Consider the following 26,376-nt stretch of genomic DNA (forward strand, 5'->3'; position numbering starts at 1 on the left):
AATTAAAACAATGGTTAACAATATACTCAAAAAGCTACAGACTACCAGTAAACTGAAATACAATTTGTTTGGAATGACAGACACGCTTTTCAGGCAACTTGAAAACATCTGCTCTGACCTGTCAAAGGAAATACAAAAAGCAAATAAAGAAGAGAAACCCATACCTATTAAATTGGAAAGGATCAATGATTTTGAGTTTATATTTCGGATTGGTGGTGAAGTGCTGATATTTATTCTTCAAAGTAATATTGTAAGATTGCCCGATGACACTTATCTAAGTAAGTCCAAATACCTGAAAGAAGATTATTCGTTGAGGTATTTCGGACAGATTCTCATCTACAACTTCATTAGTGATACCATTACTTATGGAAGGCTTGATGATCCTGGTTATCTGATTGGGCGTATTTTATTAAACCGTGAAAACAAATTCTTTTTGGAAGGAGATAGAAAAATTGTTTTCAGTTTTCCAGAATTGAGGGACAATCCTGCTACACCTGAAAAAATGAGGAGCCTCATTGAACAGTTGGTGATATCCGCTTTGGACAATGATTTGTTGGCACCGACTTTTCAGGACATCATGCTGATTACTTACAGCCAAAAACTAGAGCATACTTCCAGCATGGGAAACCCAAAAAAAATAGGGTTTGACCTTTTTGCCAAACCCCGGGAGTAGATATTTCTTTTCGGCTATTAAAATTTGCCTATTCCTTTCATTCGATAATTGTCTCAGGAGCTTGGGTTTGTTTTTCGTACAGGTCTGCATAAACTCCCTTCAATCCCATGAGATGGTCATGTGTTCCCTGTTCTACGATCATTCCATCATCCAACACCAGGATTTTATCTGCAAGTTTTGCTGAGGAGACCCTATGGGAAATAATAATGGACGTTCTTTTCGCCATAATATCTTTCAGTGAATTTAAAATAGCGTTTTCTGTTTTAGTATCTACCGCGGAAAGACAGTCGTCCAACAACAAAATACTTGGTTCCTTGGCTATTGCTCTTGCGATGGACACCCTTTGTTTTTGTCCCCCAGAAAGGGTTATGCCCCGCTCTCCTAATTTAGTCTCAAAGCCCTTGGGAAAATCAATAATGTTTTGATAAACATCAGCGTCTTTGGCAGCCTTTTCAACAACCCCTTCCGGTATGGTATCCAAACCAAAACCGATATTGTTGGCTATACTGTCACTAAAAAGAAATACGTCCTGTGGTACATATCCGATTTGTTTCCTAAGAGAGGCTATATCATAGGATTTAATATCTCTCTGATCAATTAAAATCTCCCCTTCGGAAACATCATACATTCTCATCAATAGGTTGGCAATAGTGGACTTTCCTGAACCGGTCGTACCAATAATAGCCAAAGACTGACCTGCATTGATTTTGAAACTTATCTGGTCCAAGGCTTTGATTCCGGAGTCCGGATATATGAAACTTACTTTTTTGACCTCAATATTTCCTTTGATGGGAACTTCAAGATGTTCTGTACTTTGGATATCATTTTTCTCATCAAGGAATTCATTAATCCGCTGTTGTGAGGCTGCGGCTCTTTGGATGATACTGGTAACCCAACCCAAGGAGGTGACCGGCCAGGTCAACATATTCACATAAAGAATAAATTCAGCGATCACACCATATCCAATGGTCCCTTCAATTACCTGAATACCGCCAATATAGACAGTTAAGATCACACTCATGCCAATCAAAGCCATGATCAAAGGGAAAAATAAGGATTGGACCAAGGTAAGGCTAATGGATTTGTCCTTATAATCCTCACTGGCCTTGGTAAAATCATTGACACTGTCTTCTTCCCTGACAAATGCTTTCAACACACGTATTCCTGAAAATGCTTCCTGAACGAAAGTACTTAGTCCTGACAAACTTCTCTGGATTTTTTCAGATCGTTCATTGATCATGTTATTGACGTAATAAATGCTCAGAGAAAGAATAGGCAGAGGTAGTAAAGAATAAATTGTCAACTCCACATTTACTGAAATCATATAACCAATCACCATGGGAAACAATACCAAAAGATTAATGCCATACATGATAGCCGGTCCTAAATACATCCTTACCCTACTTACATCTTCAGTAATCCGGGCCATCAGATCTCCAGTACTGTTTCTTCTATAAAAACTTAAGGGAAGGTTCTGATAATGTTCAAAAATCTCATTTTTCATGTCGTACTCCACCAGTCTTGACATAATAATAATGGTTTGACGGATCAGGAATAAAAAGAAACCTCTTAATAATGCCATGATCAATATTAATACACCAAAAATTAGAATATATTTAAGGAAGAGACTTCTTGCCTCACCAGCTAAATCCGAATCGGAAATCGCCCCGTAAAAAGAAAAACTTTCCACCACATAATCTATGGCAATCCGTACCAATTGTGCGGGAATAATTACAAAAAAATTGGAAATGATAGTAAATAAGACTCCCAATAATAGGTAACCCTTGTATTTGTAAAGATATAAATTTAATCGCCAAAGAGGTTTCACAAAATAAAAACTTTTAAATCACTTGATTAGTTTTATAATACTCTATTAATTGCATTGGTAAACCCAAAACAAAATATATAATTTTGTAACCGGTTTTATTGAAAACATCAATCCCAAATATAACACAATTAAAAATTCCAAGTTCAAATGGTAGAGATTAATACTGAGGAAAAAGTGAGAGAAGGTTCTATTTATGGACAAATAACTTCTCTTGGTCACGAGCAATTGGTGATTTGCTACGATGAGCCCACCGGACTAAAAGCCATCATCGGTATTCACAATACGGTCTTGGGCCCTGCCCTTGGTGGAACCCGTATGTGGAATTATAAATCTGAGGCAGAGGCCATTACGGATGTCTTGAGGTTGTCCAGAGGTATGACCTTTAAAGCTGCCATATCGGGATTGAATTTGGGTGGTGGAAAGGCTGTCATTATTGGTGACCCCAAACTTAAAAACGAAGCCTTCCTTAGAAGATTTGGGAGGTTTATTAACAGCTTGGGCGGGAGGTACATTACTGCTGAAGATGTGAATATGAAAACCAGCGATATGGAATATATTGCTATGGAAACCAAATATGTCACTGGGCTTCCCGAAGTAAGGGGTGGTGGAGGTGATCCTTCCCCTGTTACAGCTTATGGTACCTACCTGGGTATGAAAGCAGCCGTTAAGAAAACCTATGGTTCTGATAGTTTGAATGGTAAAAAAATTGGGGTTCAGGGTATAGGTCAAGTAGGTAAATACTTGGTTGAGTACCTGGTAAAGGAGGGAGCAGAAGTATATATCACTGATATTTTTGAGGACAAATTAAATCAGGTTGCCAAGGAAACCGGTGCTATGGTTGTCGATCCAAGCGTGATTTATGATCTGGATATGGATATTTATGCGCCATGTGCATTGGGTGCCACTGTAAATGACCAAACCATCGATAGGTTAAAGTGCAAGGTCATCGCCGGTGCCGCAAATAATCAGTTGCAGGATGAAGAAAAACACGGTAGAATTCTGATGGAAAAAGGAATCACCTATGCGCCTGACTTCCTGATCAACGCCGGAGGTTTGATCAATGTGTATGCAGAATTTGTAGGTGGTTACAATAGAGAGCTGACTTATAAGCATGCAGATAAAATATATGATATTTGTACGGCTATTCTCAATAAATCAGAAAAGGAAAATATCCCCACACAACAGGCTGCAACCGAAATGGCTTGGAGCAGAATTGAGGCCATGGGTAAGGTAAAACTCCCTTATTGAAATATTTAAAAACAAAAGACCACTTGTCCGGGAACTTTTTCCTAAAGGCAAGTGGTTTTTTTGTGTGATTTTGGTAAAAGGTTTGATGCGATCTCAGTCCTTGATTCATTTTAATTATATTTACGTTCTTTAATTTCAGGCATGTTAAACAGAAGAATACTACGGGTCAAAGCATTTCAGAATCTTTACGCATTCGAACAGTGTAAAGCTTCCAATTTAAATTTAGCTAAAGACCTAATCAGGGAAGCCTTTCAACCCGACCTCAACACCATGGAAGTTCAGGATAAAGGCTTACTAAAAAAAGAAGCAGCAGAGGCACTTGAACTTTTCACAAATAGCCTGAATAATGACAACCTCAAATCGGGAAAACAATCAAATGACAAAATCATCAAAGAAGTCAAAAAAGCATTGAATTTCTATCAATCTGCGAACCATAAGGATTTTGAATTTCTTGCTAAAAACATGGTGGCTTCGGCTGAAAGAATTCCACAACTTTACTTATTTGCCATTGAAATTCTTTTAGCTTTCGGAAACCACGTTGCCATGGAAGGAGAAAAAAAGAAGAAGTTTTCTCCAGAAAAAATGACATTCCATAAGGGCGAGTTAAATCTCTCAAACAACAAGATCCTTTCCAAAATAAAAAATTCTCAAGAATTCAAGTCTGCCACAATCAGGCAAATGGCAAATATTGATGACTTGGAGTTGGAAATAAGAGAATGGTTTAGGGATTATGTCAAACCACTGGAAAGCTATCAAGCTTATATTAAGATTGAAGAACCTAGCTTGGAGGATGATTTTGAAATTGCTGATGATATTTTAAAGAAAGTTATTTTTAAGATTGAAGCCATTTTAAATTATTTTTCAGAGAAAGACCTTAATTGGACTGAAAATAAGTCAGTAGTCAGAAGCTTGGCATCAAAAGTGCTTAAGAATATCAAAGAAAATTTCGATGCAGAAGGGGAAGTTCTTCCTGAGATTGCCCTCAACTGGGAAGAGGATAAGGATTTCTTCCAAAATATATTTAAATTGACAGTTGAAAATGACGATGTAAATAAGGATTTGATTGCGAAAAGGACACAAAACTGGGATATAGAAAGAATTGCCCAAACAGATAAAATCATACTTTCTATGGCAATTACGGAAATGAAGAATTTTCCAAGTATTCCGGTAAAAGTCACAATCAATGAGTACATTGACATTTCAAAGACTTATTCGACGCCGAAAAGTAAACAATTTGTTAACGGCCTTTTGGATGTACTCTCCAAAGAATTAACACAAAATGGTCAAATCAGAAAAAGCGGAAGAGGTCTATTAGATAACAGATAAATGATAAAATAATGAGTAAGAGTTCAAACGGATGGATAGCATTCATTGCAGGAGCCGGCATAGGGGCGGCATTAGGAATCCTTTTTGCTCCGGATACAGGAAAAAATACAAGGGATAAACTCTCTTTTCAACTTTCAAAATATAAAGAAGAGCTGGAAAAATTGATCAAAGACCTTCGTGATGGCAAAAATATGCCATTTAATGAAGCCAAATCAGAAGGTAATAAAGTGATAACTGATGCCAAAAATAAGGCAGAAAACCTCCTGAGTGACGTTAATAAATTGATCGAGCAAATCAACAGAGAAGCAAACTAACACTTATTATACACATGAAATATTTCAGATTAACAGCCATAGCACTTGGAGCTGTTTTAATTGCAGCCAGCTGTGATTCAAAAAAAGATGATCAATCAGAAAAAATTGCTGAATTGGAGCAAAAACTGGCAAGATTAGAGGCATCACAGCCTGTACCTTCCAATGTAAGTTCAGTTACCCCTGCTGATCCTTCTTCCTTGGGCAAATTCAGTTTCAAAGAAATGGAGTATGATTTTGGAACTATCGATGAAGGAAAGGTAGTTGAGCACATTTTCAACTTTACCAATGATGGTCAGGCTCCGCTGGTAATTTCCAATATTACGGCCTCATGTGGATGTACCAGTCCTGACTGGACCAAAACTCCAATCAAGCCGGGAGAAGAAGGTTTTGTGAAAGTAGTATTTAATTCTACTGCTAAACCAGGTACCCAGGCGCCGACAGTGACCATCCAGGCCAATACCAGCCCTAATGTAACCCGTCTAAGGATGAAAGGAAATGTTACACCTAAAGGAGCTGCTGGAGCAACAACCAGCCAATTAGGTCCTGTTAAGAAATAATATATGAATAACTGGATTTTATTACAGGCTGATGGTGGAGCCGGCATCATGGGACAGGTATTCCTTTTCGGTTCCATAATTCTGATCATGTATTTTTTCATGATCAGGCCCCAACAGAAAAAACAAAAAGAAACCAAAAACTTCCTTGAAGCAATCAAAAAAGGAGATACTGTTGTAACAATCGGTGGAATACATGGTAAAATTTATGCCATTGAGGGCGATAGTGTTACCCTTGAATTGGACAAAGGAGTTAAAATAAAAGTTGAAAAATCGGCCATTTCTGCCGATTACACTAAAAAAGCTACAGGAATCAAATAACCAAACCTTGGCTACAATAAAAAAACGATTTGCAAATCTGAATCCACAGAAGATTGCAAACCTTAAAGTGGCGGCACTCTGCTTTATGGCAGCCGCCACTTTTTGGGTTTTAAATGCACTTAACAAAGATAATTACACCACTGTGGTGGACTATCCTATAGAAATAATCTTTGATAGGGAAGAGTTCATGCCTGTTGAAAAACTCCCCAATCGCATCAAAGTTGAAATTAATGGTAATGGATGGGACCTTTTGAGGAAATACTTTAAAATTAATGAGACGCCATTTTTAATTGAGGTAAACAATCCATCCACAAAAGACTATATCCTAACCTCAGAATTAAAAAGAAGCTTTTCTGAAACCATCAGTCCTACCGGATTAGTATCCATTGTTACGGATACTTTAAAATTTAAAGTAGATAAAATTGTTACCCGAAAAATCAAAGTTGTCGCTGATACAACAACAAATACCCTTGCAAAAAACCATAGGTTGGCCAGCGACATTAACATTGATCCTTCCATCATCAATATAAAAGGACCAACCTCCATTCTCCAAAAATTGGATGGGGTACTTAAAGTACCCTTGGATGAAGAAAAAATCAACAAGGATTACAATAAAATTCTCTTACTCAAAGTACCTACGGAATTTGAGCAATACCTTACGTTGGAAGATGAAAGTGTACATGTAAAATTTGACATCACCCAAATGCTTGAAGGAAATAAGCGGCTGAAAATAAAACCTTTAAATTTTCCTAAAAATGTCTCGGTACAGGATGAGGTTTCCACCATCATCATGTCATATCTTATTGATGAAAGAAAAGTTGCAGAATTGAACAATTATGAATTCGAGGCTGTCATCAATTATGCAAATAGAAACAAGGAAGACAGTACGGTGAAAGTTCAGGTAAGTCCAAAACCTTCTTTTTTGGAAAACATAAGTTTTGAACCCGCAATTATCAAACTCAAATATGACAAGCCCTAAGCCAAAATTGGTTGGGATTACCGGAGGTATTGGTTCAGGGAAAAGTACGGTAGCCAAAATTTTCTCGATATTTGGTATTCCTGTTTATTTTGCAGATGACCGGGCAAAATGGCTGATGGCAAATGACCCTTCGCTTAAGCAACAGATATGTGACACTTTCGGTCAGGAGAGTTACCTTGAAAACGGCAGTGTTAACCGCACTTTTTTAGCTTCTCATGTATTCTCTGATGAAGAAAAAGTAAAAAAAATCAATAGTTTGGTTCACCCTGCAGTAAAAAGAGATTTTGAGAATTGGGTAACAGCACAAAAAAGCCCATATATACTCAAAGAAGCAGCACTTCTTTTTGAAACCGGATCGTATAAAGAACTGGACAAAACTATCAATGTAAGCGCCCCACTAAAAATCAGAATTACTAGGATTTTGTTGAGGGATCCCCACCGAAATGAAAAACAAATCCATGACATTATTGACAAACAACTTCCTGACGAGGAGAAAAACAATTTGGCCAATTTTGTCATCAAGAATTCGGATAATAAGCTTTTAATTCCACAGGTAATAAAAATCCATCAGGAATTAATTTCCGGCTAATAGCCTTTGAAATCAGATGGGGAGTTGAATTTGATCCAGGTAAAATTTCATCCGGGTATGCCGGACATTCAAAAAATCTATGTTATCAATTTTATCAAGTTTGTGATTATAGAATACCTCAATATACTCATCACCGAGAAGATATAAATTCACTTTATGGGTATAATATCTAATACCCACGATGAAAGTACCCTCAGTGTAAAGCAAATGGATTTTTTTATGTAAAGGTAATTTCTTGAAATCTTCCCTACTCATCTTTCAAATTAGCTAATTCCATTTCTGAAGCAATATAACCAAAAGCGGACCAATATCCAGAGCCAATTACATTTTGAAATACAGTTTTTGCCATAGCTGTATCTCCCCGGGAGAGATAATAATTTCCTAGTCCATATCCCTGAGTAACATATTGCAATTTTTGATCATCAATATTAGTTTCAGTAGAAAGTAGCGTTTGGGGAGAAAGTTCCCCTTTATACATCAGAATCCTTTTAAAATATGCATCATTTTCAATGATTTCCATGTTTCTGTTGACCTTACGGATTATCCTAAGCGCTTCTTCATTTTTACCCAATTTGATCAAGGTCATGTAATACCAATCCAAGGTGGCTACCATTAAATCATCATTATTGGAGACTGCCAGGCATTCTTTATAAGCTTCCAATGCTTTCTCCCAATCCCTCTTAAGATAATATGCCAATCCCAAATGATACCAAACATTGAACTGTACATTGGATAAAGGAATGTTCAGCTTGTTAGGTATACCATCTGCTTCAATTTGAAGAGAATGCCCTTCCATCAGTTGGGAAGCTTTTTTGAGGTCTGCAACCGCCTGGTCCAATTTTCTGATAGAAATAAACCTGTGCCCACGGTGCCTAAGGGCTTCAAAAGATTCAGGATGTTCCTTTATGGCTTTGGTAAAAGTCCGTATGGCCAGGTCATATCTTCCCAAATAAGCCTCACGACGTCCAATCCAGATCAAATTGTCAATGGATGGATCTTCTGCGAAGGCATTTTCGGCACTTTCTAATTTTTCCAGTGGATCTTTTTGTGACAAGGAGTCAATTTCAGTAAACAAGGAATCCCCCAAAAATCCTAACCCTTGAAAAACCTTTTCATTTTCAAGAATATAGCCATTCTTGCTATTAACCTTAAAAGACTGGGGTGACTCACAAGCAGATATCAAAAATATAATTAAAATAAAAAAGCATTGTAAAATTCTCATAATTTGTCAATATATTATGGCGTTAAAAGCATATGACCTTATCTTTTGGAAGATACTATTGAATTTAAAAATATTTTAAGCATTTATGAAAAATTGGTCGAAAGAAAAATTTTCCAGCATATACCCCACCTTTATTTTCTTTTTTCTCTCCTTGGTAATATTTAGTGGTTGTTCAGCCAGTAAAAAATCAGCCAGCAAAAATGTTGAAGAAGTTATCCAAACAGCAAGATCTTACAGAGGCACTCCTTACCGATATGGAGGAACCACCAGAGCAGGAATGGACTGTTCGGCATTGATATACCAATCTTTTGCCAGCATTGGAATTCAAATGCCAAGGACTTCTGAAGGACAAAGTAAGCTTGGAAAAAATGTGGCAGAAAAAAATTTGCAAAAAGGAGATTTAGTATTTTTTGCTACAAGTAAATCCAGAAAAAAAGTCACCCATTCCGGAATTGTAACGGAAGTTTCAGGAAAAGGCATTTATTTTATCCATTCCTCCACTTCCCTTGGAGTCACAGAAGATAATTTAAGCAGTACTTATTGGAATAAGGCTTTTTTGTTTGGGAAGAGAATATTGGATTAGTAAAATCGGTGTTTTGCACATCAAAAAGATTGAAAAGATTAAGTTTCACAAAAAAGGCGGCAGTTTCAATTACCCAAAACTGCCGTCTTTTATTCATCAAATTTGTATTTGAACAAAATTAAGTTCATTCAATAATTGAAGAACAAGTCTTTCTCAAGTCAAAATCTTGTTGAACCGTTTGTCTGTAAAATATAACGGAAAGTATAATGGGCACTCGGAGTTGTCATTGGATTGATTTGATCCACAGGAGGATTTCCTTTGTAATAACTTAGAATTTCAAGTTTAGCATAATTTCCAGCCGTTGTTTTGATCAAGATTACCCTTCCAGGAATAGGCGTTACAGTGAAAGTGGAAGAATTGTAATTGTACCATCCAGCTCCACTACCGGTAGGAATTGCAAAGGAGGTGGCTGTATCTTTAGCAAAGACGGCAGATGCCGGAACTTCAGTAACTTCTTCAAATATCCCGGTAAGAATTGAAGCACTCACATCTTTGGCACTGTTGACCCGGATGGTTGTTCCTTTGAAAGCCATATCCCAGTCTTCATTTTCGTTCACCAGTTGATTTTGCTCAAGACTAAAGAATTGAAATGGGCGCTCTTCAAGTATTTGACCGCTATTCCGATCAATAAGGTCATTTGGCGCTGCCAGATCCTCCACCAGAATAGCCTCAAGAGGAACTACCGGAGCGGGTTCATCTCCATTGTTGCAGGAAAATAAAAAGGTAACAATACCTACTGTGAAGATTAATTTTTGCATAGTTTTCATTTTATTTATCAGTTTTTAAGGTTTAGAATTGGTATTTTGATGCCTAGGAACAGCACCCTGCCAGGATTATTAGGCTGTGCCGGAGTAGCTGTATTTAGAAGATTGGTACCTCCTAACTCCATAAAAAAGCCATTTTTGAGTGTTTTTGAGGCAGTGAAATTAATACTTACCCATCCAGGGGCATATTCTCTGTCGTCATCGAGGATGAGGTTACCGTTTCTATCTGCAAAACCAAACCTGCCTCTGTAAATAGCTCTTAGAGACCAATTGATTTCAGTAAGTTTATCACGGTAATTCACTTTGAAATTGCCGCTATGACGGCTTCTATTGAATAGTCCACCATAGTCGGCACGGGATACGCGTCGGGTTTGGTTTTGGGAATTTCTTTTGAAAATCTCCCCATTTTCAATCCGATCAAGCACTTCCATGTCTTTGGCGTCCAAAAAAGCATAACCTGCACTCAAACTTAGATTATCGAGTAAGTTGATCTGGCCATCCAATTCTATTCCCTGTGTAACTACACTACGGATATTGAAATAGGAAAATGCATTCTGTCCGGTGACCAATTGGGCAATAGGTGCAACTTCAATAAGATTATCAATTTCATTTCGAAAAGCATTTAACTGGACCAGGCTTTGAGTCGTAGGTTTCCATCGAAATCCGGTATTGAGTGACCAGGATGTTTCTGCATTCAGATTTCCTAGCGTTTCAGGATTAATGAGAATCTGGGCTATCAGGCCTTCTTCCTGCAATCTGGAAATTTCCCTCTCGGCAAGATTGGCACCAAATACATAGTATCCGGAAGCAGCGTTATTGAAATTCAACAACAATTGCCGAAAATCAGGAGTTTTGAATCCTGCACCCATAGAAGCCTGCCAACTGAAACTTTCTGATATTTGGTATTGTGCTGATATTTTTGGGCTCAGTCGATTTCCAAATTGGCTATGAAAATCAGCTCTCATACCGGTAACCACGTTGATTTTGGGAATAGGATCCCATAAATGCTGAAGGAAAAAGTATCCGGCATCAAAGCGGTTCTTCTCTTCGTACCTGGTAGCTTCCACCGTTTCTATCAATTGCCCCATACCCAAAGTGATCAGGTTTTTGGAATTGGCCTGAAAGTCTGTTTGCAGTTCAGTACGGTGATAGAATTGGGCAAAATCCTGAAAGTCAAAAATTTCCCCACTATTTCTGAATCGGGTATCTGAATTGGTGGAAAACCAAGAACTCATCCCCCGAAGTGTTAAAGTCCAATCCACATCCGGCTTAAAACGCAGCGTAGGGTTTAAGTTGAAATCTCTTCTCTCATTGGCCAGGTCAAGAATTTCATCACCTGAGTTACCGTTCGTTTGGAGAATGCCCTCAGACGTCTCTAGGTATCCTCTGCCAAAAACACTGACATTTAACTTTTCCGAAAGGTCACCTGAAATTTTAAGCTGTCCCGTAGAGGCCTTATAAGGGTTTTGGGTTTGACCTACTGTTTCCGGGGTAAGATCAAATCCATCTGTCCGAAAATGATCAAGAAAAACCTGAGTATTCCAATTTTTTTTGCCTACTCCCAATTCCAAAAAGGGGTTCCAGGAATTGAAGGAACGATGCCGAAGACCCAGATCCACATTGGATTTAATATTGCCTGATTTGGTAATTATATTGATGACACCTCCCATGGCTTCGCTACCATAAATGGCACTTGAAGGCCCCCTTAGGATTTCGATCCGATCAATATTGGAAACAGAAATGCGATCCAAGTCAAAGGTCCCTGCGGTTCGACCGATCATCGGTTCTCCATCAAGTAGAATCAGAATATAATCCGAGTCCAGACCCTGCATTTGCAGCCCGGAACCATGATCAGAAGTAATCTGTAAGCCCGTCTGCTCCCGTAAAATTTCAGATAATCGAATGGCCCCGGTTTCCGTGATTTTTTCCGTATTCAATACCGTTACAGGCATGGGCAATTGTTCCACACTTCTTTCTGTACGGGTGGCTGCTACTACAATTTCCTGAAGATTGCCCGATTTTTCCTGAAGTATAATATCCTCCTCCATGATCCATTCCTGCCAGGTCAATTGACGGCTTTCAAAGCCTAAAGCAAATACTATTATCGTTTCAGAAGGATTTTGAAGTTCGATTATACCCTTGGCATCAACAGCAAGCGCTTTTTGGCCTTCCGGTTTGATAAAAGCATGGAGGATTGGATTTCCTGAATTGTCAAGAATTTTCTTTTCCCCATCCCCTTCAATAGCAAAGAGTTCGGTGCAAAAGAATAAAAACAGGAGGAGAATTTTTATTTTATTTAGATTAAATCTAATCATAATCTTAAATTTTTTTGCCGGGAGGTAGCCTCCCGGCTAATTCAATTTCAAAGACTGTCTATTAATTTCTTCCAAGCATCTAATTGAGGAATTCCTGGTTTTCTTAGCCCAAAAAACTGCGCGATCATATCCCCTTTTCTGTCAAAAAGCTCTAATGAGGAGACGAGACCATCCTCTGTATTTTTATGGACAACAAAGGCGGAATCGATCAGTTCTTCATTCAAATGCATATTGAAATCAGGGTCCAATACATTCAACCAATTCCCCATTTGACGGATGGTACGCACTTTACCTTGATGAATCTGAATATTACCCTTGTTTCCGGCAAAGATCATAATGGGCATTTTTTCAGAAGCAGCAGTTTCCAGTATTTTCCTGGTGGATAGCCTGTCTACTTCATATGCCCACTTATCATTGATCCATTTGACCGCATCCAGTCGGTGCACTTTATATTTTCTAAGCATTCCAAAAAACTCATGGGTATCTTTCATATTTTCCCAATCTTGGGTAAATGCTTCCAGATCAATTTTCTTGGAATATTCAAGACTTTCAAATGGTTCTGTGATTAGTTCTTCATGTTGGTTAAGGGCTTTGTATTGATCAATCAACTTTTCGAAAACTTCAACATGGCTTTTTTCCTGAAGATAAATTTTTAGAATGGCCTCTCCTGATTTATCAAAAAACTGGAAACTTCTCATGGTGCCTCTTGGTGTTTCGTTGATGACGGCAAAACCATATTTCCAGGCACTAAAGAAAATCCTCTGCTCAATGGGGCCAATTACAGTAGCAATTTGATTGGGAGCTTCACCATGGATCTCAATTTTCTGGAAATTCCCTTTATGTTCTAAGACGCAACCATCATTTCTGGTCAAGGACATTACTTTTCCGAGCTTTTTACAGGCAACAAGAAGCTCAGCCCAGTTGCCTTCAAGCCGAATGGTATTTTCCCCTATAGTCGTAGACAATAGCTCCATTTCCGATACCTCCAGCTTTGAGGCTGCATCTCTAATTCTCAATTGCGGTTGTTCTCTTTTCAAGGATTCCCATGCCTGTTGCAAGGCTTTCCCTGTTAATTTTTTTTGAAATGTGGTTTCCATAATTATACGGTTTTATATGTTTGATTCTTTTGTTGGATGGGTAAAGACTGGATTGTATAGGGAATTCCTTCATATCCATTCCTGACTATAATCGGATGCTCAAATACATATTCAAGGTGTTGGGATGACATGACTTTCTCAGTACTCCCTTGATGGTATATTTTCCCTTCTTTAAGAAGAATGACATGATCTGCATAGGCAGCAGCCATATTGAGATCATGAAGAATAGCCATCACAGCAATTCCTTTTTGTTTGAGCTTGGAGGCAATGTGAAGTACTTGATGTTGATGGGTGATGTCCAAGCTGGAAGTAGGTTCATCCAAAAATAGGAATTTTGGCTGCTCAGATCCTATCCAAACCTGAACCAATACCCTGGCCAATTGCACTCTTTGCCTCTCCCCTCCTGAAAGCGATGTATAAAGTCTATCTCTGAAACCCCAAGTTTGGGTTTCAATCATGACCTCTTTTATAATTAGCTCTTGTTGGCTAAAACCAAGGGATAAAAGTCCCAATTCCACGACTTCCTTTGCCTTAAAAGGAAAAGTAAGCTGGCTGTGCTGCGGCATTACTGCCCTTATTTTAGCCAATTCCTTTGGGCGGTAAGTTTGTATAGGCTTTCCATTGTAGGTAATTTCTCCCCCCAGCGGCTTGTAATCACCAACCAAGACCTTTAGTAAGCTGGATTTACCAGCCCCATTTGGACCTATTACCGCCGTCAAATGTCCTGGTATCAACTGTAAAGAAACCTTATTGACTATAGGTCTCCCCTGTACCAAGTATTGAATATTTTTTGCTTCTAACATATTACGTTCTTAAATCTTTCACATTGATTAAAAGCCAAATAAAGAAAGGTGCACCTAAAATGGCTGTGATAATTCCAATGGGCATTTCTGCAGGAGCAACAATAGTCCTGGCCAATAGATCAGCCAGGGTCAATAGTATTGCTCCAGCCAAAAAGGAACCCGGTATCACTAACCGGTGGTCTGCTCCAAATAGTATTCGCAATAAATGGGGTACTACCAGTCCAACAAATCCTATAGTACCTGTGAATGCCACAGCTGTTCCTACAATGAGTGCTGAACCTATCAAAACAATGAGCTTAGTCCTTTGTACATCCACTCCCATATGAAAGGCCTCACTTTCTCCAATTGCCAATGCATTCAAAGCGCGAACCTGCCCAATGATGAGCCCCAAAGGCAAAAAAGAAAACCCTAACAAGAGCATTACTTTTTCCCAATTTGCTCCTCCAACATCTCCCAAACTCCAAAAGGTGAAATTTCTAAGGGCAGCATCATCTGCGTAAAAAAGGGAGAGCCCGATCAAGGCACCTGCCAATGCATTTAAAGCTACACCCGCAAGAATCAATAAAGATATATCAGTCTTTCCTGCTTTACTGGAAAGTCTATATACTAGATAGGTGTTGGCCAATCCTCCCATAAATGCGAAAAATGCCAATCCAATCTTTCCCAGCATGGCTAATACTGGCCAATAGGATCCAAAAACAATATAGATAACAGCAAATAATGCACTCCCGCTACTAACTCCAATCAATCCGGGTTCAACAAGGGGATTTCTGAAAAGCCCCTGAAGAGCCGCCCCTGCTATTCCAAGCACCCCACCTACCAACATAGCTAGTAACAATCGTGGTAAACGAATTTGAAACAACACGCTTCTTTCCTGCACGTTGAGTTGATCCTCAACCATCCAATCTCCAAAAAATACTTGTACAAGTTTGGAAAATGGGATAGGAAAAGCTCCTAAAGTCAGGGAAAGCAATCCAAGAGTCAAAAGCAAAATGGCCATAGACCCAAGGGCTAACCTGTGATGAGCTATTTTATTTGAAATCAGCAGTTTAGGCATCATAGACTATTTTTCCCTGATTGCTTTGGCAAGTTCTAAGGCGGCTGAAGCTACTCTAGGTCCGAATCCGGAAAGGTAATTACCATCAAAAGCTAACACCCTATTTTGTTTAAAGGCTGTAGTCTGATCTATTCCGCGGATTTGGGATATACCATTGCTGCCGCCTATAGTAGCAAGCCCTGACTCAAAAAACAGTAGATAATCCGGATTAATAGAAACAATGGCTTCAGGGGTGAGAGGAATAAAATCATTGAACCCTTTACCTGCGAATTCTCCCCCTGCCATCTCAATAATTGAAGAAGCAAAAGTCTCCTCTCCTGCCAAGAATACTGTTTCCAATCCTCTTGCCATCACAAATGCAACTTTAGGTTTTCCTTTGTCCTGATTTTCTTTCAGAAAAGCTTTTAAGATGGCCTCTTCGGATTGGATTTTGCCAATTAATTCAGCAGCCTTCTCTTCAACTTTCAGAAACTTACCCAATTCAGATATTAGGCTATAAGTTTCAGAAATTTGAAGGGGTTTTTTGAAAAATTGTAGCACGATACCTGTGGATTCAAGCTGTTTGACAACATCGTCGGTGAGATATCCTTCTTCTGCCAAAACCAAATCAGGGCCAAGGCCTAAAATTCCTTCTGCTTTGATTTGGTTTCTGTATCCAATGGAAGGTAGTTTTTGAAGGTCTTCGGGGTATGTGGAGGTAATATCTGTGGCAATAATTTGACTTTGGAATCCCAAAGCAACCAAAATCTCAGAAACAGTGCCTCCTGCAGTTATGATTTTGGCCTTTTTTGTTTCAATCACTTCCTTGGATTGGTTTTGCCCACAGGCAAGAAACAATAAAATTCCAAGTACTGAAATAATAGATCTACTTATCATTATTTAGATTAATTTTAAATTATATGACAAATATCATATTATTTAGATTTAATCCAAATTCAAATTAATTGAAAATATCTATGGGTTAACAACTTCTATAACAACAAAATGAGAATCTTCAAAAGATAGAAAACAGCTATAAAGTCAAACTCAGCCAATTTGTCTTTTTAAACTCATTTAAAATTCAACAGCATCATTAACACAAATAACCAAGTACGGGAGTTTGGAACTATACAAGAGTAAGACTTCAAAAGAACATTTATAAAAATCAACTGATTATTGGGATTAATTTCCCAAACATCCTTTGGTATTCAGTATTAATAATTAATTTTGCGACCGATATCTAAAAAGTGTTTTTCCTTTTTACAATTCTAAATACAAATGGCAAATATTGGTAAGATAACCCAGGTAATTGGTCCGGTGGTGGACATCTCCTTTGAAGGAGCAGAATTGCCTAACATATTGGATGCGTTGACAGTCACCAAAGAAGACGGTCAAACAGTTATCCTTGAAGTACAGCAGCACCTAGGTGAAGATCGTGTGAGGGCCATCGCAATGGATGCTACTGAAGGTATGGTAAGAGGGCAGGAAGTTGTTGACAATGGAGCTCCCATATCAGTTCCTACCGGTGAGCAGATCAAAGGAAGACTTTTCAACGTGGTTGGAGAGGCTATTGATGGATTACCTGAGGTAAAATCTGCCAAAAGACTACCTATTCACAGATCAGCGCCAAGATTCGAGGATTTGTCTACAGCAACAGAGGTACTGTTTACCGGAATCAAAGTAATTGACTTGATCGAGCCATATGCAAAAGGTGGTAAAATCGGTCTTTTTGGTGGTGCAGGTGTAGGCAAAACCGTATTGATCCAGGAATTGATCAACAACATTGCCAAAGCATACTCCGGACTATCTGTATTTGCAGGTGTAGGTGAAAGAACACGTGAAGGTAATGACCTGTTGAGGGAAATGATTGAATCCGGCATCGTGACTTACGGTGAAGAGTTTTTACATAGCCTTGAAACCGAAGGTGGTTGGGATTTGTCCAAAGTGGATTTGAAAAAACTGGAAGAATCCAAAGCAACCTTTGTTTTCGGACAGATGAACGAGCCTCCTGGTGCCCGTGCAAGAGTGGCCCTTACTGGATTGACCTTGGCTGAATATTACAGAGATGGAGAAGGTGAAGGATCAGGAAGGGATATTCTTTTCTTTATTGACAATATCTTCCGATTTACACAAGCAGGTTCTGAAGTTTCCGCCTTGTTGGGAAGGATGCCATCAGCAGTAGGTTACCAGCCAACTCTGGCAACTGAAATGGGTTCCATGCAGGAAAGGATTACTTCAACCAAAAATGGTTCCATCACTTCTGTACAGGCTGTGTATGTACCTGCGGATGACTTGACTGACCCTGCGCCAGCAACCACATTCGCTCACTTGGATGCAACTACCGTACTTTCAAGAAAGATTGCAGAATTAGGTATTTATCCAGCCGTGGATCCATTGGATTCCACTTCCCGAATTCTTACTCCAAGCATCTTGGGCGAAGAACACTATAATTGTGCGCAGAGGGTGAAAGAAATCCTTCAGAGATATAAAGAACTTCAGGATATTATCGCTATTTTGGGTATGGAAGAACTTTCCGAAGAAGACAAAATGGTGGTGCACAGAGCAAGAAGGGTTCAAAGATTCCTTTCCCAACCTTTCCATGTGGCAGAGGCATTTACCGGTCTGAAGGGTGTTTTGGTAGACATCAAGGATACCATCAAAGGCTTCAACATGATTATGGACGGAGAATTGGATCACTTACCTGAAGCAGCATTCAACTTGGTAGGCTCTATTGAAGATGCTATTGCCAAAGGTGAGAAAATGCTTGCCGAGGTAAAATAATAAACCTTCAGGCTTCATTCCTGACCGACTAAAATTCTTGACTTATGATGCATTTGACAATAATTACTCCAGATGATAAAATTTTCGAAGGAGAAGTTTCCGAAGCAACTTTCCCCGGGGCAAATGGTTCTTTTCAGGTTCTGAAAGACCATGCTGCCTTGGTGTCCGCACTGACCAAAGGAACGGTTTCTTACACAACAAAATCAGGTAAAGTGAGCCACGTCATCGAAAGAGGAGTAGTTGAAATAAACAATAACAACATGACACTTTTAGCAGAAAAAGTGTTGGGATAAAAAATAAATCAATGAGAAATAAAGCCCGGTCTATTTGCCGGGCTTTATTTTTTTATTTCGACATGGTATTATTCTTCAGAAAAATTGGGCTTTGAAAAATTTTCCCTTACCTTTGCAACCCTGAAAGGAGGTGTATACATATGATCATAGTCAACGTAAAAGAAAACGAATCTATCGAGAAAGCGCTAAAGCGTTTCAAAAAGAAATTTGATAAGACTGGAGCTGTTAGGGAATTAAGGGCCAGACAGCACTTTGTAAAGCCTTCTGTAAAAAGAAGAGATGAGGTCATCAAAGCTGCTTATAAGCAAAGATTACAGACAGAAGAAATGAAATAATTGTTTGTTATCTTTTCGAGATACATATCAACCGGCGCATCTACCAAAAGTGGATGCGCTTTTTTTTTAACATTTCTTAAGTAAAGGAATTCATTTTTTAAATTTCAAGAATCGTTGAAATTTCATATATTCAAGATAAGTAACCCGAAAGCATGCTGGAATCTTTTATCAATTATTTGGAATTTGAAAAGCGGGCAAGCAGACACACTATTCTGGCTTATCAAAAAGATTTAGAGCAATTTGCTGAATTCTGTAAATTGGCCTTTGAAAATCAGGATATATGTACAGCTGAACATACCGAAATCAGGGCATGGGTAATTGACCTGGTTGAAGAAGATCTAAACTCTAATAGTGTAAATAGAAAGATAGCAACATTGCGTTCCTTCTATAAATTCTTAATGCGGTCCGGTGAAATTTCGAAAGACCCGACTTACAAAATAAAATCCCTTAAAACTCCCAAAAGATTACCTGAATTTGTGCAGGAAGAAGCCATTGAAAAAATTTTGGATGAAATGGTCTATGAACCCGACTTTGATGGACAAAGGGACAAAATGGTCATGGAATTTCTATACCTCACAGGAGTTCGTTTATCTGAATTAATTGAATTAAAATGGAAGGACATAGACCTGCATTCAGGTTCCGTTAAGGTACTGGGAAAAAGGAAAAAAGAAAGAATTATTCCGATAACATTTGGTCTAAAGAAAAATATTGTTTCGTATAAAAAAGTATTTGAGGAAAGGTTTTCAAATGTGCAAGATAGTGACTATTTTATCGTTAATAAAGATAGAGAGCAGTCTTATCCTATGAAAATTTACCGCATTGTGAAATATCACCTTGACCTTTTTGCTCAAACAACAAAGAGAAGCCCTCATTTACTAAGACATACCTTTGCTACCCATCTTTTGAACAAAGGGGCAGACCTAAATGCTGTAAAAGATTTATTGGGGCATGCCAACCTTGCTGCTACTCAGGTCTACACCCACAATTCTATGGAAAAACTGAAGGCTGTGTTTGAACAGGCACATCCGAAAGCTTAATAAACGTTTAACTTTAAATTATTACAGTTATGAAACTTCAAATGCATTCCATCCATTTCGATGCCGATCAAAAACTTATCGATTTCATTCAGAAAAGAGCAGATAAGCTTGATACCTTCTTTGATCGTATTGTTGACGGAGAAGTTTTTTTGAGATTGGATAAACATGAAAAAAATGAAAACAAAATTGTTGAAATAAAAATGAATGTTCCTGGCAAAACACTTTTCGCCAAACACCAAAGTGATTCTTTTGAAGCCGCAGCAGATGAAGCGATAGAAGCCTTGAGAAGGCAAATGAAGAAATTTAAAGAAAAGGTGGTCTTAGCCAAGCAATAAGCACCTGGCCCCGTCATCAGACGGGGCTTTTTTTATATCTGCACAGCTTTGCCCGACTTTGACCCAAAATAGATAAACAACACAGAACAGGTCAACATCAAGTAAATCAAAAAATTCCAGTCATGATAGATATCAAAAGCAACACCAAATAAAAGCGGCCCCAAAGCTGCGAGGTAATAGCCGGAAGATTGGACCATCCCGGAAAGAGAAGCTGTAGTCCGTTCATTTTTTGTCCTAAGACCAATAAGTGTATAAGCCAAAGATACACTGGATCCCAAACTGATTCCTACCAAAGTCAACCCGGTAAAATTTATCCACAAATTAAGAGAGAATAAACTTAAAAAACCGAAAATGTACATCAGTCCCAAAACCCAGACAATCCCTATCTGATCCTTAAACCTAACAGCAATAATGGGTGCAAAAAAAGCACCAAGGAGCCCAATGATCTGCATAATTGAAACCAAAAGACCTGCTTCCACTGCACTCAGCCCTCTTGACATCATCATGTCCGGCAACCAAGATATCAATGTAAAATAAAGAAGGGACTGGACCCCCATAAACAAACTTACCTGCCATCCTAATTGGGTTTTCCACACATTCACTTTGATTTCTTCTCCAAAAAAAGTTCTGGGAGCCGCTTTAAAACGCAATTGGGGAATCCAAATGATGATTCCAAAAATCAAAAGTACCGCCCATGAAAGCAGGGACCCTTTCCATCCAAAACCAAGATCTATGGCCAAGGGAGCTGATACACCAGACGCAATGGCTGCAAACAAAGTCATTCCTGTGGTATAGGAAGCAGTCACAATTCCAATTTTAGAAGGCATCCTGTTTTTTATCAAAGGAATTAAGAGAACATTGCAGATTACTATTCCGATTCCTGTAAGGCCGGTACCTATAAATAATATATCTGCCCTTCCCAACACCCTAATAAGTGTACCCATAAGAATCAAAATAAGGGCCAATAAAATAGCCAATGGATTTCCTAACTTTTTTCCAATGGAGGCTGAAAAAAGAGAAAATGTGGCGAAAGTCACTAAAGGAAGGGTTGTCAAAAAACCAGCCCAGCCATTACTTAAACCTAGGTCTTCCCTGATCAAGGGAATCAATGGACCTACAGCGGTAATCGATGGACGAAGGTTAAAGGAGACAAGAAGAATCCCCAAGAAAAGAACCCAGTTTTTTTGATAAAGGGGTTGTTTGGATGACATCAAAATGCAAAGGTTGTGTTTTGAATTAAGGGTCCTTTATTTTAGAATGACAAGATCAGGTCAGGTATTGGATTCCACAAGATCTTTCACACAATCTATCCATTTGTCTGTGGAGTTCAAACTGGGCACCAAATCCCACTTTTCTCCTCCTAGCTCCTCAAATTCTTCCTTGTATTCTTCTCCTACTTCAATCGTAGTTTCCAAACAATCAGCCACAAAAGCCGGGGAGAACACCAATACTTTTTTGACCCCCTTTCCAGCAAGTTCCTTGATCATATCCTCTGTATAAGGCTTGATCCAAGGGTCTTTTCCTAATCTGGATTGGAAACAGGTAACTACCTTATCCTCTTGTAAGCCCAATTTACCTGCAATCAGGCGAGTGGTGTGAAAACATTGCCCCCTATAACAAAACTGGTTCTTTTTGGTATAATTACCGCAGCATTTGTCGCTCAATTGGCAATAACCATCGACAGAACCTTTTCTAATCTGTCTTTCAGGCAACCCATGATATGAAAATAGGAACATATCATATTCCTCAGTTTCCATCATTTCTTTTCCAAGTTCTGCCCAAGCTTCTAAAAACAAAGGATGGTCTACAAAATTATTGATGAATGTAATACTTGGAATGATCTGCCACTTTCTGGCAATTTCCATCACTTTGTCCACCACTGATCCATTTGTCGCGGAGGCATATTGTGGAAACAAAGGAAGAACGATGATTTTCTTCACATTGGATTTATTCAGTTTTTTCAGACCTTCTTCGATACTTGGAGATTGGTACCGCATGGCTATTTCTACCTGATATCTCTCCATATCAAGCTTTTGGACTAATTTATCCCGCAAATCTTCTGTATGAAATAAAAGTGGAGAACCTCTGTCAGTCCAAAGTTTTCTATATTCATTTGCTGATTTTGGAGCTCTGAAGGGGGCAATGATCAAATTGACCAGCATCCATCTGGGAATAAAGGGAAAATCAATGACCCTGCCATCCATCAAAAATTCCCTCAGATATTTTCGGACATCTCCTGTTGCGGTACTGTCCGGGGTGCCCAAGTTAACCAAAAGCACTCCTGTCTTAGCTTTATTTTTACTCATCAAACTATCAGATACAATTTCAATATTACTTTGAAAACCAAAAGTAAGGGCTTTGGTTAGAAAATACCAATCGATTATTTGTATGGCCTATTGTCAATCAGTTCCGGCATGCTCAAATTAGTTGAAATACTTGTATAGCAAAATCCTTTGAATACAGGCTCATTTGATTTAATTTCCATCTTTGAAATTAAGCAGACAAAAATTGTATGAGCGGGACCAGGACATTGGTATTGAACCATAAGCAAATCAAACAGAAAATCATCCGTATGGCTTATGAAATTTATGAACGTAATGCCTCTGAAAATTTACTCATTTTTGCAGGCATTACAGGTATGGGCTATCAGTTGGCCAAATACCTTTCAGAAGCCTTACAGGAAATTTCCCCATTAAAAGTCAAAGTTTTGGAAATCCTTTTGGATAAAAATGATATCAACCGCGGAAATGTAGCACTTTCTGAGCAACTTGACCTGAATGAAAAATGTGTCATTATTGTGGATGATGTCCTCAATACAGGGAAAACATTGGTATATGCCCTAAAGCCCTTTCTGGATATTCCGATTAAAAAGATGGAAGTAGCTGTACTGGTAAACAGAAGCCATAAACTTTTCCCAGTTACTCCTGATTATACAGGTTTGGAATTGGCGACTACTTTAAATGAGCATATTACGGTTAATTTATCGAACGAAAATAATACAGTCCATCTTCACTAAACAAAATCATGTCAGTACACCAATCTTCCAACATCAAAAGGGTAACAACCCACATTTTACAGGAAATGAAAATGAGAGGTGAAAAAATCTCCATGTTGACTGCCTATGATTATTCTATGGCCGGCATCATAGATGCAGCGGGGATTGACATTATTTTAGTTGGTGACTCGGCCTCCAATGTCATGGCTGGGCATGAAACAACCCTACCCATTACCCTTGATCAAATGATTTATCATGCAACCTCAGTCGTAAGGGCTGTAAAAAGGGCTTTTGTGGTAGTGGATATCCCATTTGGTTCCTATCAGGGCAACAGTTCAGAAGCACTACGATCTGCTATTAGGATTATGAAAGAATCAGGGGCCCATGCCATAAAAGTGGAGGGGGGAGCAGAAATAAAAGAATCGGTGATAAGAATTTTAAGTGCTGGAGTTCCAGTCATGGGGCATTTGGGATTGACACCCCAATCCATTTATAAATTTGGAACTTATACTGTAAGAGCTAAGGAAGAAGCAGAGGCAAAAAAACTTTTAGAAGATGCCAAACTCTTGGAAGAATGCGGCTGCTTTGCCATCGTTTTGGAAAAAATACCTGCCAGTTTGGCCAAAAAAGTTGCTGAAACAGTCCAAATACCCGTCATTGGAATTGGAGCCGGTGGATATGTGGATGGTCAGGTATTGGTGATTCATGATATGTTGGGCATCACCCAAGAGTTTAAACCAAGATTCCTGAGACAATACGCTGACCTACAATCGATCATGACAAAAGCCGTCCAGGACTATATCAAAGATGTCAAAGACCGGGAATTTCCAACAGAAAGTGAGAGTTATTAATTTCCAAGCAGGAAAATTCCTCTGCAAGCACCTCAGTCATCAGGTATTTTTCATAATTAAAAATATGATTATTGGGGCTAAAATTCTTTAAATGAAGAAAGCATCAATTATATTATTCTACTACCTAATCTTAATTCTGACCTCCAATCGAGGGTTTGGGCAGCAAAATCAAAAAATGGATAGTCTTTCTGCCCTTATTGAAAATACAACTGTTGATTCTGTCAGAGTTGAAGCTATGATGGCCCTGGCATGGGAAAAAATGTATAAGGACCCAGAAGAAGCAAAAAACCTTGGCCTGAAAGGCATTTCTTTTTTAAAATCCATTGAAAACTTAAGAATTGAGGGTTACGCTTATACAGTAATGGGAGTAGTTTATTGGGTTTCCTCAAGCTATGATTCTGCTATTTATTACTTAAATAAATCCGGAGAAGCTTATTTGAAAAAAAATGATTCCAGAGGTTTAGCTGCTGTTTACAACAACATTTCATTGGTATACCAAAATCAAAGTACCTATCCAAAAGCACTGGATTTTGCTACCAAATCCCTTGAATTAGCAGAAGAGTCGGAAAACAAATCGATGATTGCCAATGCTACTTTTACAGTAGGGAATATACATTACTTAATGGAGGACAATGAAAAGGCCCTATTCTACTATCAAAAATCCCTAAACTTAAAAAATGAAATTAAGGATACCCAAAACATCCAAAAAATCCATCTCAATATCGGCTCCTCATTCCATAATTTAAATCTTTTAGATTCTGCGGAAAAATATTACCAAAAATCTCTGATATTTTCTAAAGAAATTGGAGATACCAAAGCAGAAGCTTTAGCTACTACAAATCTGGGAAACCTGGCAATTGAAAAAGGTGATTATTCAGTAGCTATTGATTTTTACCAGAAAGCTGCGGAAATGTATGAATCGAAATTGATCAATGATTATGATTATAGTCTTTTGCTCCATTCTTTGGCCAAAGCCCATTTAAAACTTGAGATACTGCCAAAAGCAGAATTTTTTGCTCGGAACTCACTAAATCTTTCAAAAAAAATCAATGACCATAAAAGGATTTCGGCAGCTTATGAAATTTTAAGTGAAATTTTGGAGAACAAAGGAGATTTCAAGGCTGCTTTGACCAGTTTTAAAGAAGCTACAGCTTATAATGACAGTATATTTAATTTGGAAAGGACTGCTCAAATCGTTGAAATAGAAACAAAATATGAAACTGATAAAAAAGAGCAGCAAATTATCCTTCAGAATTATGAGCTATCTGAACAAAAAGCCATCAATCAAAAAAACTTGATCCTTATTATAGGCCTTGTCCTTATTATTATCCTATTGGTAGTAATCTTTTTTTTAATTCAAAATCATACCAAAAAGCAAAAGAACCTTTTGATAAAAGAAAAAGAAATAGAAATCAAGGAGGCCTATATCCATGCAGCTCTTGAATCCCAAGAAAATGAAAGAAAGAGATTTGCCCAAGATTTGCATGATGGATTTGGGCAACTTATTTCTGCTCTACGATTAAATATTTCAAATCTTCAAAGACAGTATTCAGACTTGGAGACAAAAACCAAGGTGGTGGATCAAAGCGAAGCAATCTTGAATGAAATGCACACTGAAATCCGGAATATTGCTTTCAATCTGATGCCAGCAACATTGATTCAATATGGTCTCAAAGAAGCGGTCCGGGAATTTGTCCAAAAATTGAATTTGAGTGGAAAAATAAAAATTGAACTTGACGATATCGAAATGTCTGGAAACCTTAGTGAATTACAGGAAATTTCACTGTACAGGGTAATCCAAGAGTGGGTAAATAATATATTGAAACATTCAGGGGCTAGCAAAATTACCATCCAATTGGTTCGTCATGAAGATGAACTCAATTGCATTATTGAAGATGATGGCAATGGATTCGATAAGCAGTTACTTGAGAAAAGTAAAGGCAATGGTTGGGGAAATATTCAATCCCGCCTCAAAAGGATTAAGGCAGAATTTGAACTGGATGTTCAAAATGGAAAGAGAGGAACGACTTTCATTGTCTATTTACCACTTGATGTAGAAAAAGCAATTGAAAAGTCAATTCTTGAAAAGTGAAATTT

28 protein-coding genes are annotated in these 26,376 nt (G+C 38.3%); 17 read left to right on the forward strand and 11 right to left on the reverse strand.

The features are described from left to right. Positions 1-10: 10 nt before the first annotated feature. Entirely contained in the window at positions 11-673 is a 663-nt protein-coding gene (locus tag ACFSKV_RS07970) for a hypothetical protein (RefSeq protein ID WP_380801429.1), read from the forward strand. A 37-nt stretch (positions 674-710) separates the two neighbouring features. On the opposite strand, the gene ACFSKV_RS07975 is transcribed toward ACFSKV_RS07970, so the two are convergent. Continuing rightward, positions 711-2,501, reverse strand: a complete 1,791-nt coding sequence (locus ACFSKV_RS07975) for an ABC transporter ATP-binding protein (RefSeq protein WP_380801430.1) — start codon at positions 2,499-2,501, stop codon at positions 711-713. 147 nt (positions 2,502-2,648) lie between these two features. Here ACFSKV_RS07975 and ACFSKV_RS07980 point away from each other — a divergent pair, with 147 nt between their 5' ends. From ACFSKV_RS07980 to coaE, 7 genes are all read left to right on the forward strand, one after another. Continuing rightward, positions 2,649-3,749, forward strand: coding sequence for a Glu/Leu/Phe/Val family dehydrogenase (locus ACFSKV_RS07980; RefSeq protein ID WP_380801431.1), 1,101 nt, complete (start codon positions 2,649-2,651; stop codon positions 3,747-3,749). 141 nt (positions 3,750-3,890) lie between these two features. Beyond that, positions 3,891-5,075: a transcription antitermination factor NusB gene (gene nusB, locus ACFSKV_RS07985; protein WP_380801432.1), complete on the forward strand. Its 1,185-nt coding sequence runs from the start codon at positions 3,891-3,893 to the stop codon at positions 5,073-5,075. Positions 5,076-5,086: 11 nt separating this feature from the next. After that, entirely contained in the window at positions 5,087-5,389 is a 303-nt protein-coding gene (locus tag ACFSKV_RS07990) for a YtxH domain-containing protein (RefSeq protein ID WP_380801433.1), read from the forward strand. A gap of 14 nt (positions 5,390-5,403) precedes the next feature. Then, positions 5,404-5,946 carry a DUF1573 domain-containing protein gene (locus ACFSKV_RS07995; RefSeq protein WP_380801434.1) on the forward strand — a complete coding sequence of 181 codons (543 nt, stop codon included), beginning with the start codon at positions 5,404-5,406 and terminating at the stop codon, positions 5,944-5,946. Positions 5,947-5,949: 3 nt separating this feature from the next. Next, positions 5,950-6,264, forward strand: a complete 315-nt coding sequence (gene yajC, locus ACFSKV_RS08000) for a preprotein translocase subunit YajC (protein WP_380801435.1) — start codon at positions 5,950-5,952, stop codon at positions 6,262-6,264. Positions 6,265-6,271: 7 nt separating this feature from the next. After that, positions 6,272-7,243 carry a YbbR-like domain-containing protein gene (locus ACFSKV_RS08005; protein ID WP_380801436.1) on the forward strand — a complete coding sequence of 324 codons (972 nt, stop codon included), beginning with the start codon at positions 6,272-6,274 and terminating at the stop codon, positions 7,241-7,243. Further along, positions 7,230-7,832 (forward strand): dephospho-CoA kinase, encoded by a 603-nt coding sequence (coaE, locus tag ACFSKV_RS08010; protein ID WP_380801437.1) that lies wholly within the window; start codon positions 7,230-7,232, stop codon positions 7,830-7,832. Before ACFSKV_RS08005 ends, coaE begins: the two co-directional genes overlap by 14 nt. A 12-nt stretch (positions 7,833-7,844) precedes the next feature. Here the strand turns inward: coaE and ACFSKV_RS08015 are convergent, their stop codons facing one another. Together ACFSKV_RS08015 and ACFSKV_RS08020 are read right to left on the reverse strand one after the other, a co-directional pair. Next, a complete protein-coding gene (locus ACFSKV_RS08015) occupies positions 7,845-8,087 on the reverse strand; it encodes a hypothetical protein (protein WP_380801438.1) in 243 nt (80 codons plus the stop codon). Further along, entirely contained in the window at positions 8,080-8,886 is an 807-nt protein-coding gene (locus ACFSKV_RS08020; RefSeq protein WP_380801439.1) for a tetratricopeptide repeat protein, read from the reverse strand. The genes ACFSKV_RS08015 and ACFSKV_RS08020 overlap by 8 nt, the downstream gene beginning before the upstream one ends. Before the next feature lie 253 nt (positions 8,887-9,139). On the opposite strand from ACFSKV_RS08020, the gene ACFSKV_RS08025 reads away from it, so the two are divergent. Continuing rightward, on the forward strand, positions 9,140-9,637 hold the full coding sequence (locus ACFSKV_RS08025) for a C40 family peptidase (RefSeq protein WP_380801440.1): 498 nt from the start codon (positions 9,140-9,142) through the stop codon (positions 9,635-9,637). A 158-nt stretch (positions 9,638-9,795) separates the two neighbouring features. On the opposite strand, the gene ACFSKV_RS08030 is transcribed toward ACFSKV_RS08025, so the two are convergent. From ACFSKV_RS08030 to ACFSKV_RS08055, 6 genes are read right to left on the reverse strand one after another with little or no spacing between them, the layout of a single operon-like run. Beyond that, positions 9,796-10,395: an HmuY family protein gene (locus ACFSKV_RS08030; RefSeq protein WP_380801441.1), complete on the reverse strand. Its 600-nt coding sequence runs from the start codon at positions 10,393-10,395 to the stop codon at positions 9,796-9,798. A gap of 17 nt (positions 10,396-10,412) precedes the next feature. Further along, positions 10,413-12,716, reverse strand: a complete 2,304-nt coding sequence (locus tag ACFSKV_RS08035) for a TonB-dependent receptor plug domain-containing protein (RefSeq protein ID WP_380801442.1) — start codon at positions 12,714-12,716, stop codon at positions 10,413-10,415. Positions 12,717-12,763: 47 nt separating this feature from the next. After that, positions 12,764-13,813, reverse strand: a complete 1,050-nt coding sequence (locus ACFSKV_RS08040; RefSeq protein WP_380801443.1) for a hemin-degrading factor — start codon at positions 13,811-13,813, stop codon at positions 12,764-12,766. A 2-nt stretch (positions 13,814-13,815) separates the two neighbouring features. Beyond that, a complete protein-coding gene (locus ACFSKV_RS08045) occupies positions 13,816-14,616 on the reverse strand; it encodes a heme ABC transporter ATP-binding protein (RefSeq protein WP_380801444.1) in 801 nt (266 codons plus the stop codon). A 1-nt stretch (position 14,617) separates the two neighbouring features. After that, a complete protein-coding gene (locus ACFSKV_RS08050) occupies positions 14,618-15,676 on the reverse strand; it encodes a FecCD family ABC transporter permease (protein ID WP_380801445.1) in 1,059 nt (352 codons plus the stop codon). 3 nt (positions 15,677-15,679) lie between these two features. Continuing rightward, on the reverse strand, positions 15,680-16,549 hold the full coding sequence (locus ACFSKV_RS08055; protein WP_380801446.1) for a heme/hemin ABC transporter substrate-binding protein: 870 nt from the start codon (positions 16,547-16,549) through the stop codon (positions 15,680-15,682). A gap of 381 nt (positions 16,550-16,930) precedes the next feature. On the opposite strand from ACFSKV_RS08055, the gene atpD reads away from it, so the two are divergent. The 5 genes from atpD to hpf all read left to right on the forward strand — a co-directional run bounded on the left by atpD (position 16,931) and on the right by hpf (position 20,433). Next, positions 16,931-18,433 (forward strand): F0F1 ATP synthase subunit beta, encoded by a 1,503-nt coding sequence (gene atpD / locus ACFSKV_RS08060; protein WP_380801447.1) that lies wholly within the window; start codon positions 16,931-16,933, stop codon positions 18,431-18,433. A 44-nt stretch (positions 18,434-18,477) separates the two neighbouring features. After that, positions 18,478-18,726 carry a FoF1 ATP synthase subunit delta/epsilon gene (locus ACFSKV_RS08065; RefSeq protein ID WP_380801448.1) on the forward strand — a complete coding sequence of 83 codons (249 nt, stop codon included), beginning with the start codon at positions 18,478-18,480 and terminating at the stop codon, positions 18,724-18,726. A 140-nt stretch (positions 18,727-18,866) separates the two neighbouring features. Then, the gene (gene rpsU / locus ACFSKV_RS08070; protein WP_380801449.1) at positions 18,867-19,061 is read left to right on the forward strand and encodes a 30S ribosomal protein S21; all 195 of its coding nucleotides are present in this window, start codon (positions 18,867-18,869) and stop codon (positions 19,059-19,061) included. A gap of 152 nt (positions 19,062-19,213) precedes the next feature. Next, a complete protein-coding gene (locus ACFSKV_RS08075) occupies positions 19,214-20,098 on the forward strand; it encodes a tyrosine-type recombinase/integrase (RefSeq protein WP_380801450.1) in 885 nt (294 codons plus the stop codon). Between the two features lie 29 nt (positions 20,099-20,127). Then, positions 20,128-20,433, forward strand: coding sequence for a ribosome hibernation-promoting factor, HPF/YfiA family (hpf, locus tag ACFSKV_RS08080; protein WP_380801451.1), 306 nt, complete (start codon positions 20,128-20,130; stop codon positions 20,431-20,433). Positions 20,434-20,465: 32 nt separating this feature from the next. Here the strand turns inward: hpf and ACFSKV_RS08085 are convergent, their stop codons facing one another. Both ACFSKV_RS08085 and hemH read right to left on the reverse strand, forming a co-directional pair. After that, positions 20,466-21,644: a CynX/NimT family MFS transporter gene (locus ACFSKV_RS08085; RefSeq protein ID WP_380801452.1), complete on the reverse strand. Its 1,179-nt coding sequence runs from the start codon at positions 21,642-21,644 to the stop codon at positions 20,466-20,468. 60 nt (positions 21,645-21,704) lie between these two features. Beyond that, positions 21,705-22,739, reverse strand: a complete 1,035-nt coding sequence (gene hemH / locus ACFSKV_RS08090; protein WP_380801453.1) for a ferrochelatase — start codon at positions 22,737-22,739, stop codon at positions 21,705-21,707. Positions 22,740-22,945: 206 nt separating this feature from the next. On the opposite strand from hemH, the gene ACFSKV_RS08095 reads away from it, so the two are divergent. From ACFSKV_RS08095 to ACFSKV_RS08105, 3 genes are all read left to right on the forward strand, one after another. Then, positions 22,946-23,449 (forward strand): phosphoribosyltransferase family protein, encoded by a 504-nt coding sequence (locus ACFSKV_RS08095; protein WP_380801454.1) that lies wholly within the window; start codon positions 22,946-22,948, stop codon positions 23,447-23,449. 8 nt (positions 23,450-23,457) lie between these two features. Further along, positions 23,458-24,279, forward strand: a complete 822-nt coding sequence (gene panB, locus ACFSKV_RS08100) for a 3-methyl-2-oxobutanoate hydroxymethyltransferase (protein WP_380801455.1) — start codon at positions 23,458-23,460, stop codon at positions 24,277-24,279. Between the two features lie 91 nt (positions 24,280-24,370). Further along, positions 24,371-26,371, forward strand: coding sequence for a tetratricopeptide repeat-containing sensor histidine kinase (locus tag ACFSKV_RS08105; RefSeq protein WP_380801456.1), 2,001 nt, complete (start codon positions 24,371-24,373; stop codon positions 26,369-26,371). Positions 26,372-26,376 lie beyond the last annotated feature (5 nt).

Source organism: Shivajiella indica, assembly GCF_042683085.1.
GTDB classification, from domain to species: domain Bacteria; phylum Bacteroidota; class Bacteroidia; order Cytophagales; family Cyclobacteriaceae; genus Shivajiella; species Shivajiella indica.

Excerpts from the sequence above, each read along its gene's own strand:
- ACFSKV_RS08105 (WP_380801456.1), top strand. The coding sequence starts at position 24,371 with ATGAAGAAAGCATCAATTATATTATTCTACTACCTAATCTTAATTCTG.
- nusB (WP_380801432.1), top strand. The coding sequence starts at position 3,891 with ATGTTAAACAGAAGAATACTACGGGTCAAAGCATTTCAGAATCTTTAC.
- ACFSKV_RS08040 (WP_380801443.1), bottom strand. The coding sequence starts at position 13,813 with ATGGAAACCACATTTCAAAAAAAATTAACAGGGAAAGCCTTGCAACAG.
- hpf (WP_380801451.1), top strand. The coding sequence starts at position 20,128 with ATGAAACTTCAAATGCATTCCATCCATTTCGATGCCGATCAAAAACTT.
- yajC (WP_380801435.1), top strand. The coding sequence starts at position 5,950 with ATGAATAACTGGATTTTATTACAGGCTGATGGTGGAGCCGGCATCATG.
- ACFSKV_RS07990 (WP_380801433.1), top strand. The coding sequence starts at position 5,087 with ATGAGTAAGAGTTCAAACGGATGGATAGCATTCATTGCAGGAGCCGGC.
- ACFSKV_RS07970 (WP_380801429.1), top strand. The coding sequence starts at position 11 with ATGGTTAACAATATACTCAAAAAGCTACAGACTACCAGTAAACTGAAA.
- ACFSKV_RS07980 (WP_380801431.1), top strand. The coding sequence starts at position 2,649 with ATGGTAGAGATTAATACTGAGGAAAAAGTGAGAGAAGGTTCTATTTAT.
- ACFSKV_RS08045 (WP_380801444.1), bottom strand. The coding sequence starts at position 14,616 with ATGTTAGAAGCAAAAAATATTCAATACTTGGTACAGGGGAGACCTATA.
- ACFSKV_RS08015 (WP_380801438.1), bottom strand. The coding sequence starts at position 8,087 with ATGAGTAGGGAAGATTTCAAGAAATTACCTTTACATAAAAAAATCCAT.
- ACFSKV_RS08055 (WP_380801446.1), bottom strand. The coding sequence starts at position 16,549 with ATGATAAGTAGATCTATTATTTCAGTACTTGGAATTTTATTGTTTCTT.
- atpD (WP_380801447.1), top strand. The coding sequence starts at position 16,931 with ATGGCAAATATTGGTAAGATAACCCAGGTAATTGGTCCGGTGGTGGAC.
- hemH (WP_380801453.1), bottom strand. The coding sequence starts at position 22,739 with ATGAGTAAAAATAAAGCTAAGACAGGAGTGCTTTTGGTTAACTTGGGC.
- ACFSKV_RS07995 (WP_380801434.1), top strand. The coding sequence starts at position 5,404 with ATGAAATATTTCAGATTAACAGCCATAGCACTTGGAGCTGTTTTAATT.
- ACFSKV_RS08050 (WP_380801445.1), bottom strand. The coding sequence starts at position 15,676 with ATGATGCCTAAACTGCTGATTTCAAATAAAATAGCTCATCACAGGTTA.
- coaE (WP_380801437.1), top strand. The coding sequence starts at position 7,230 with ATGACAAGCCCTAAGCCAAAATTGGTTGGGATTACCGGAGGTATTGGT.
- rpsU (WP_380801449.1), top strand. The coding sequence starts at position 18,867 with ATGATCATAGTCAACGTAAAAGAAAACGAATCTATCGAGAAAGCGCTA.
- ACFSKV_RS08095 (WP_380801454.1), top strand. The coding sequence starts at position 22,946 with ATGAGCGGGACCAGGACATTGGTATTGAACCATAAGCAAATCAAACAG.
- ACFSKV_RS08030 (WP_380801441.1), bottom strand. The coding sequence starts at position 10,395 with ATGCAAAAATTAATCTTCACAGTAGGTATTGTTACCTTTTTATTTTCC.
- ACFSKV_RS08035 (WP_380801442.1), bottom strand. The coding sequence starts at position 12,716 with ATGATTAGATTTAATCTAAATAAAATAAAAATTCTCCTCCTGTTTTTA.
- panB (WP_380801455.1), top strand. The coding sequence starts at position 23,458 with ATGTCAGTACACCAATCTTCCAACATCAAAAGGGTAACAACCCACATT.
- ACFSKV_RS08025 (WP_380801440.1), top strand. The coding sequence starts at position 9,140 with ATGAAAAATTGGTCGAAAGAAAAATTTTCCAGCATATACCCCACCTTT.
- ACFSKV_RS08065 (WP_380801448.1), top strand. The coding sequence starts at position 18,478 with ATGATGCATTTGACAATAATTACTCCAGATGATAAAATTTTCGAAGGA.
- ACFSKV_RS08075 (WP_380801450.1), top strand. The coding sequence starts at position 19,214 with ATGCTGGAATCTTTTATCAATTATTTGGAATTTGAAAAGCGGGCAAGC.
- ACFSKV_RS08085 (WP_380801452.1), bottom strand. The coding sequence starts at position 21,644 with ATGTCATCCAAACAACCCCTTTATCAAAAAAACTGGGTTCTTTTCTTG.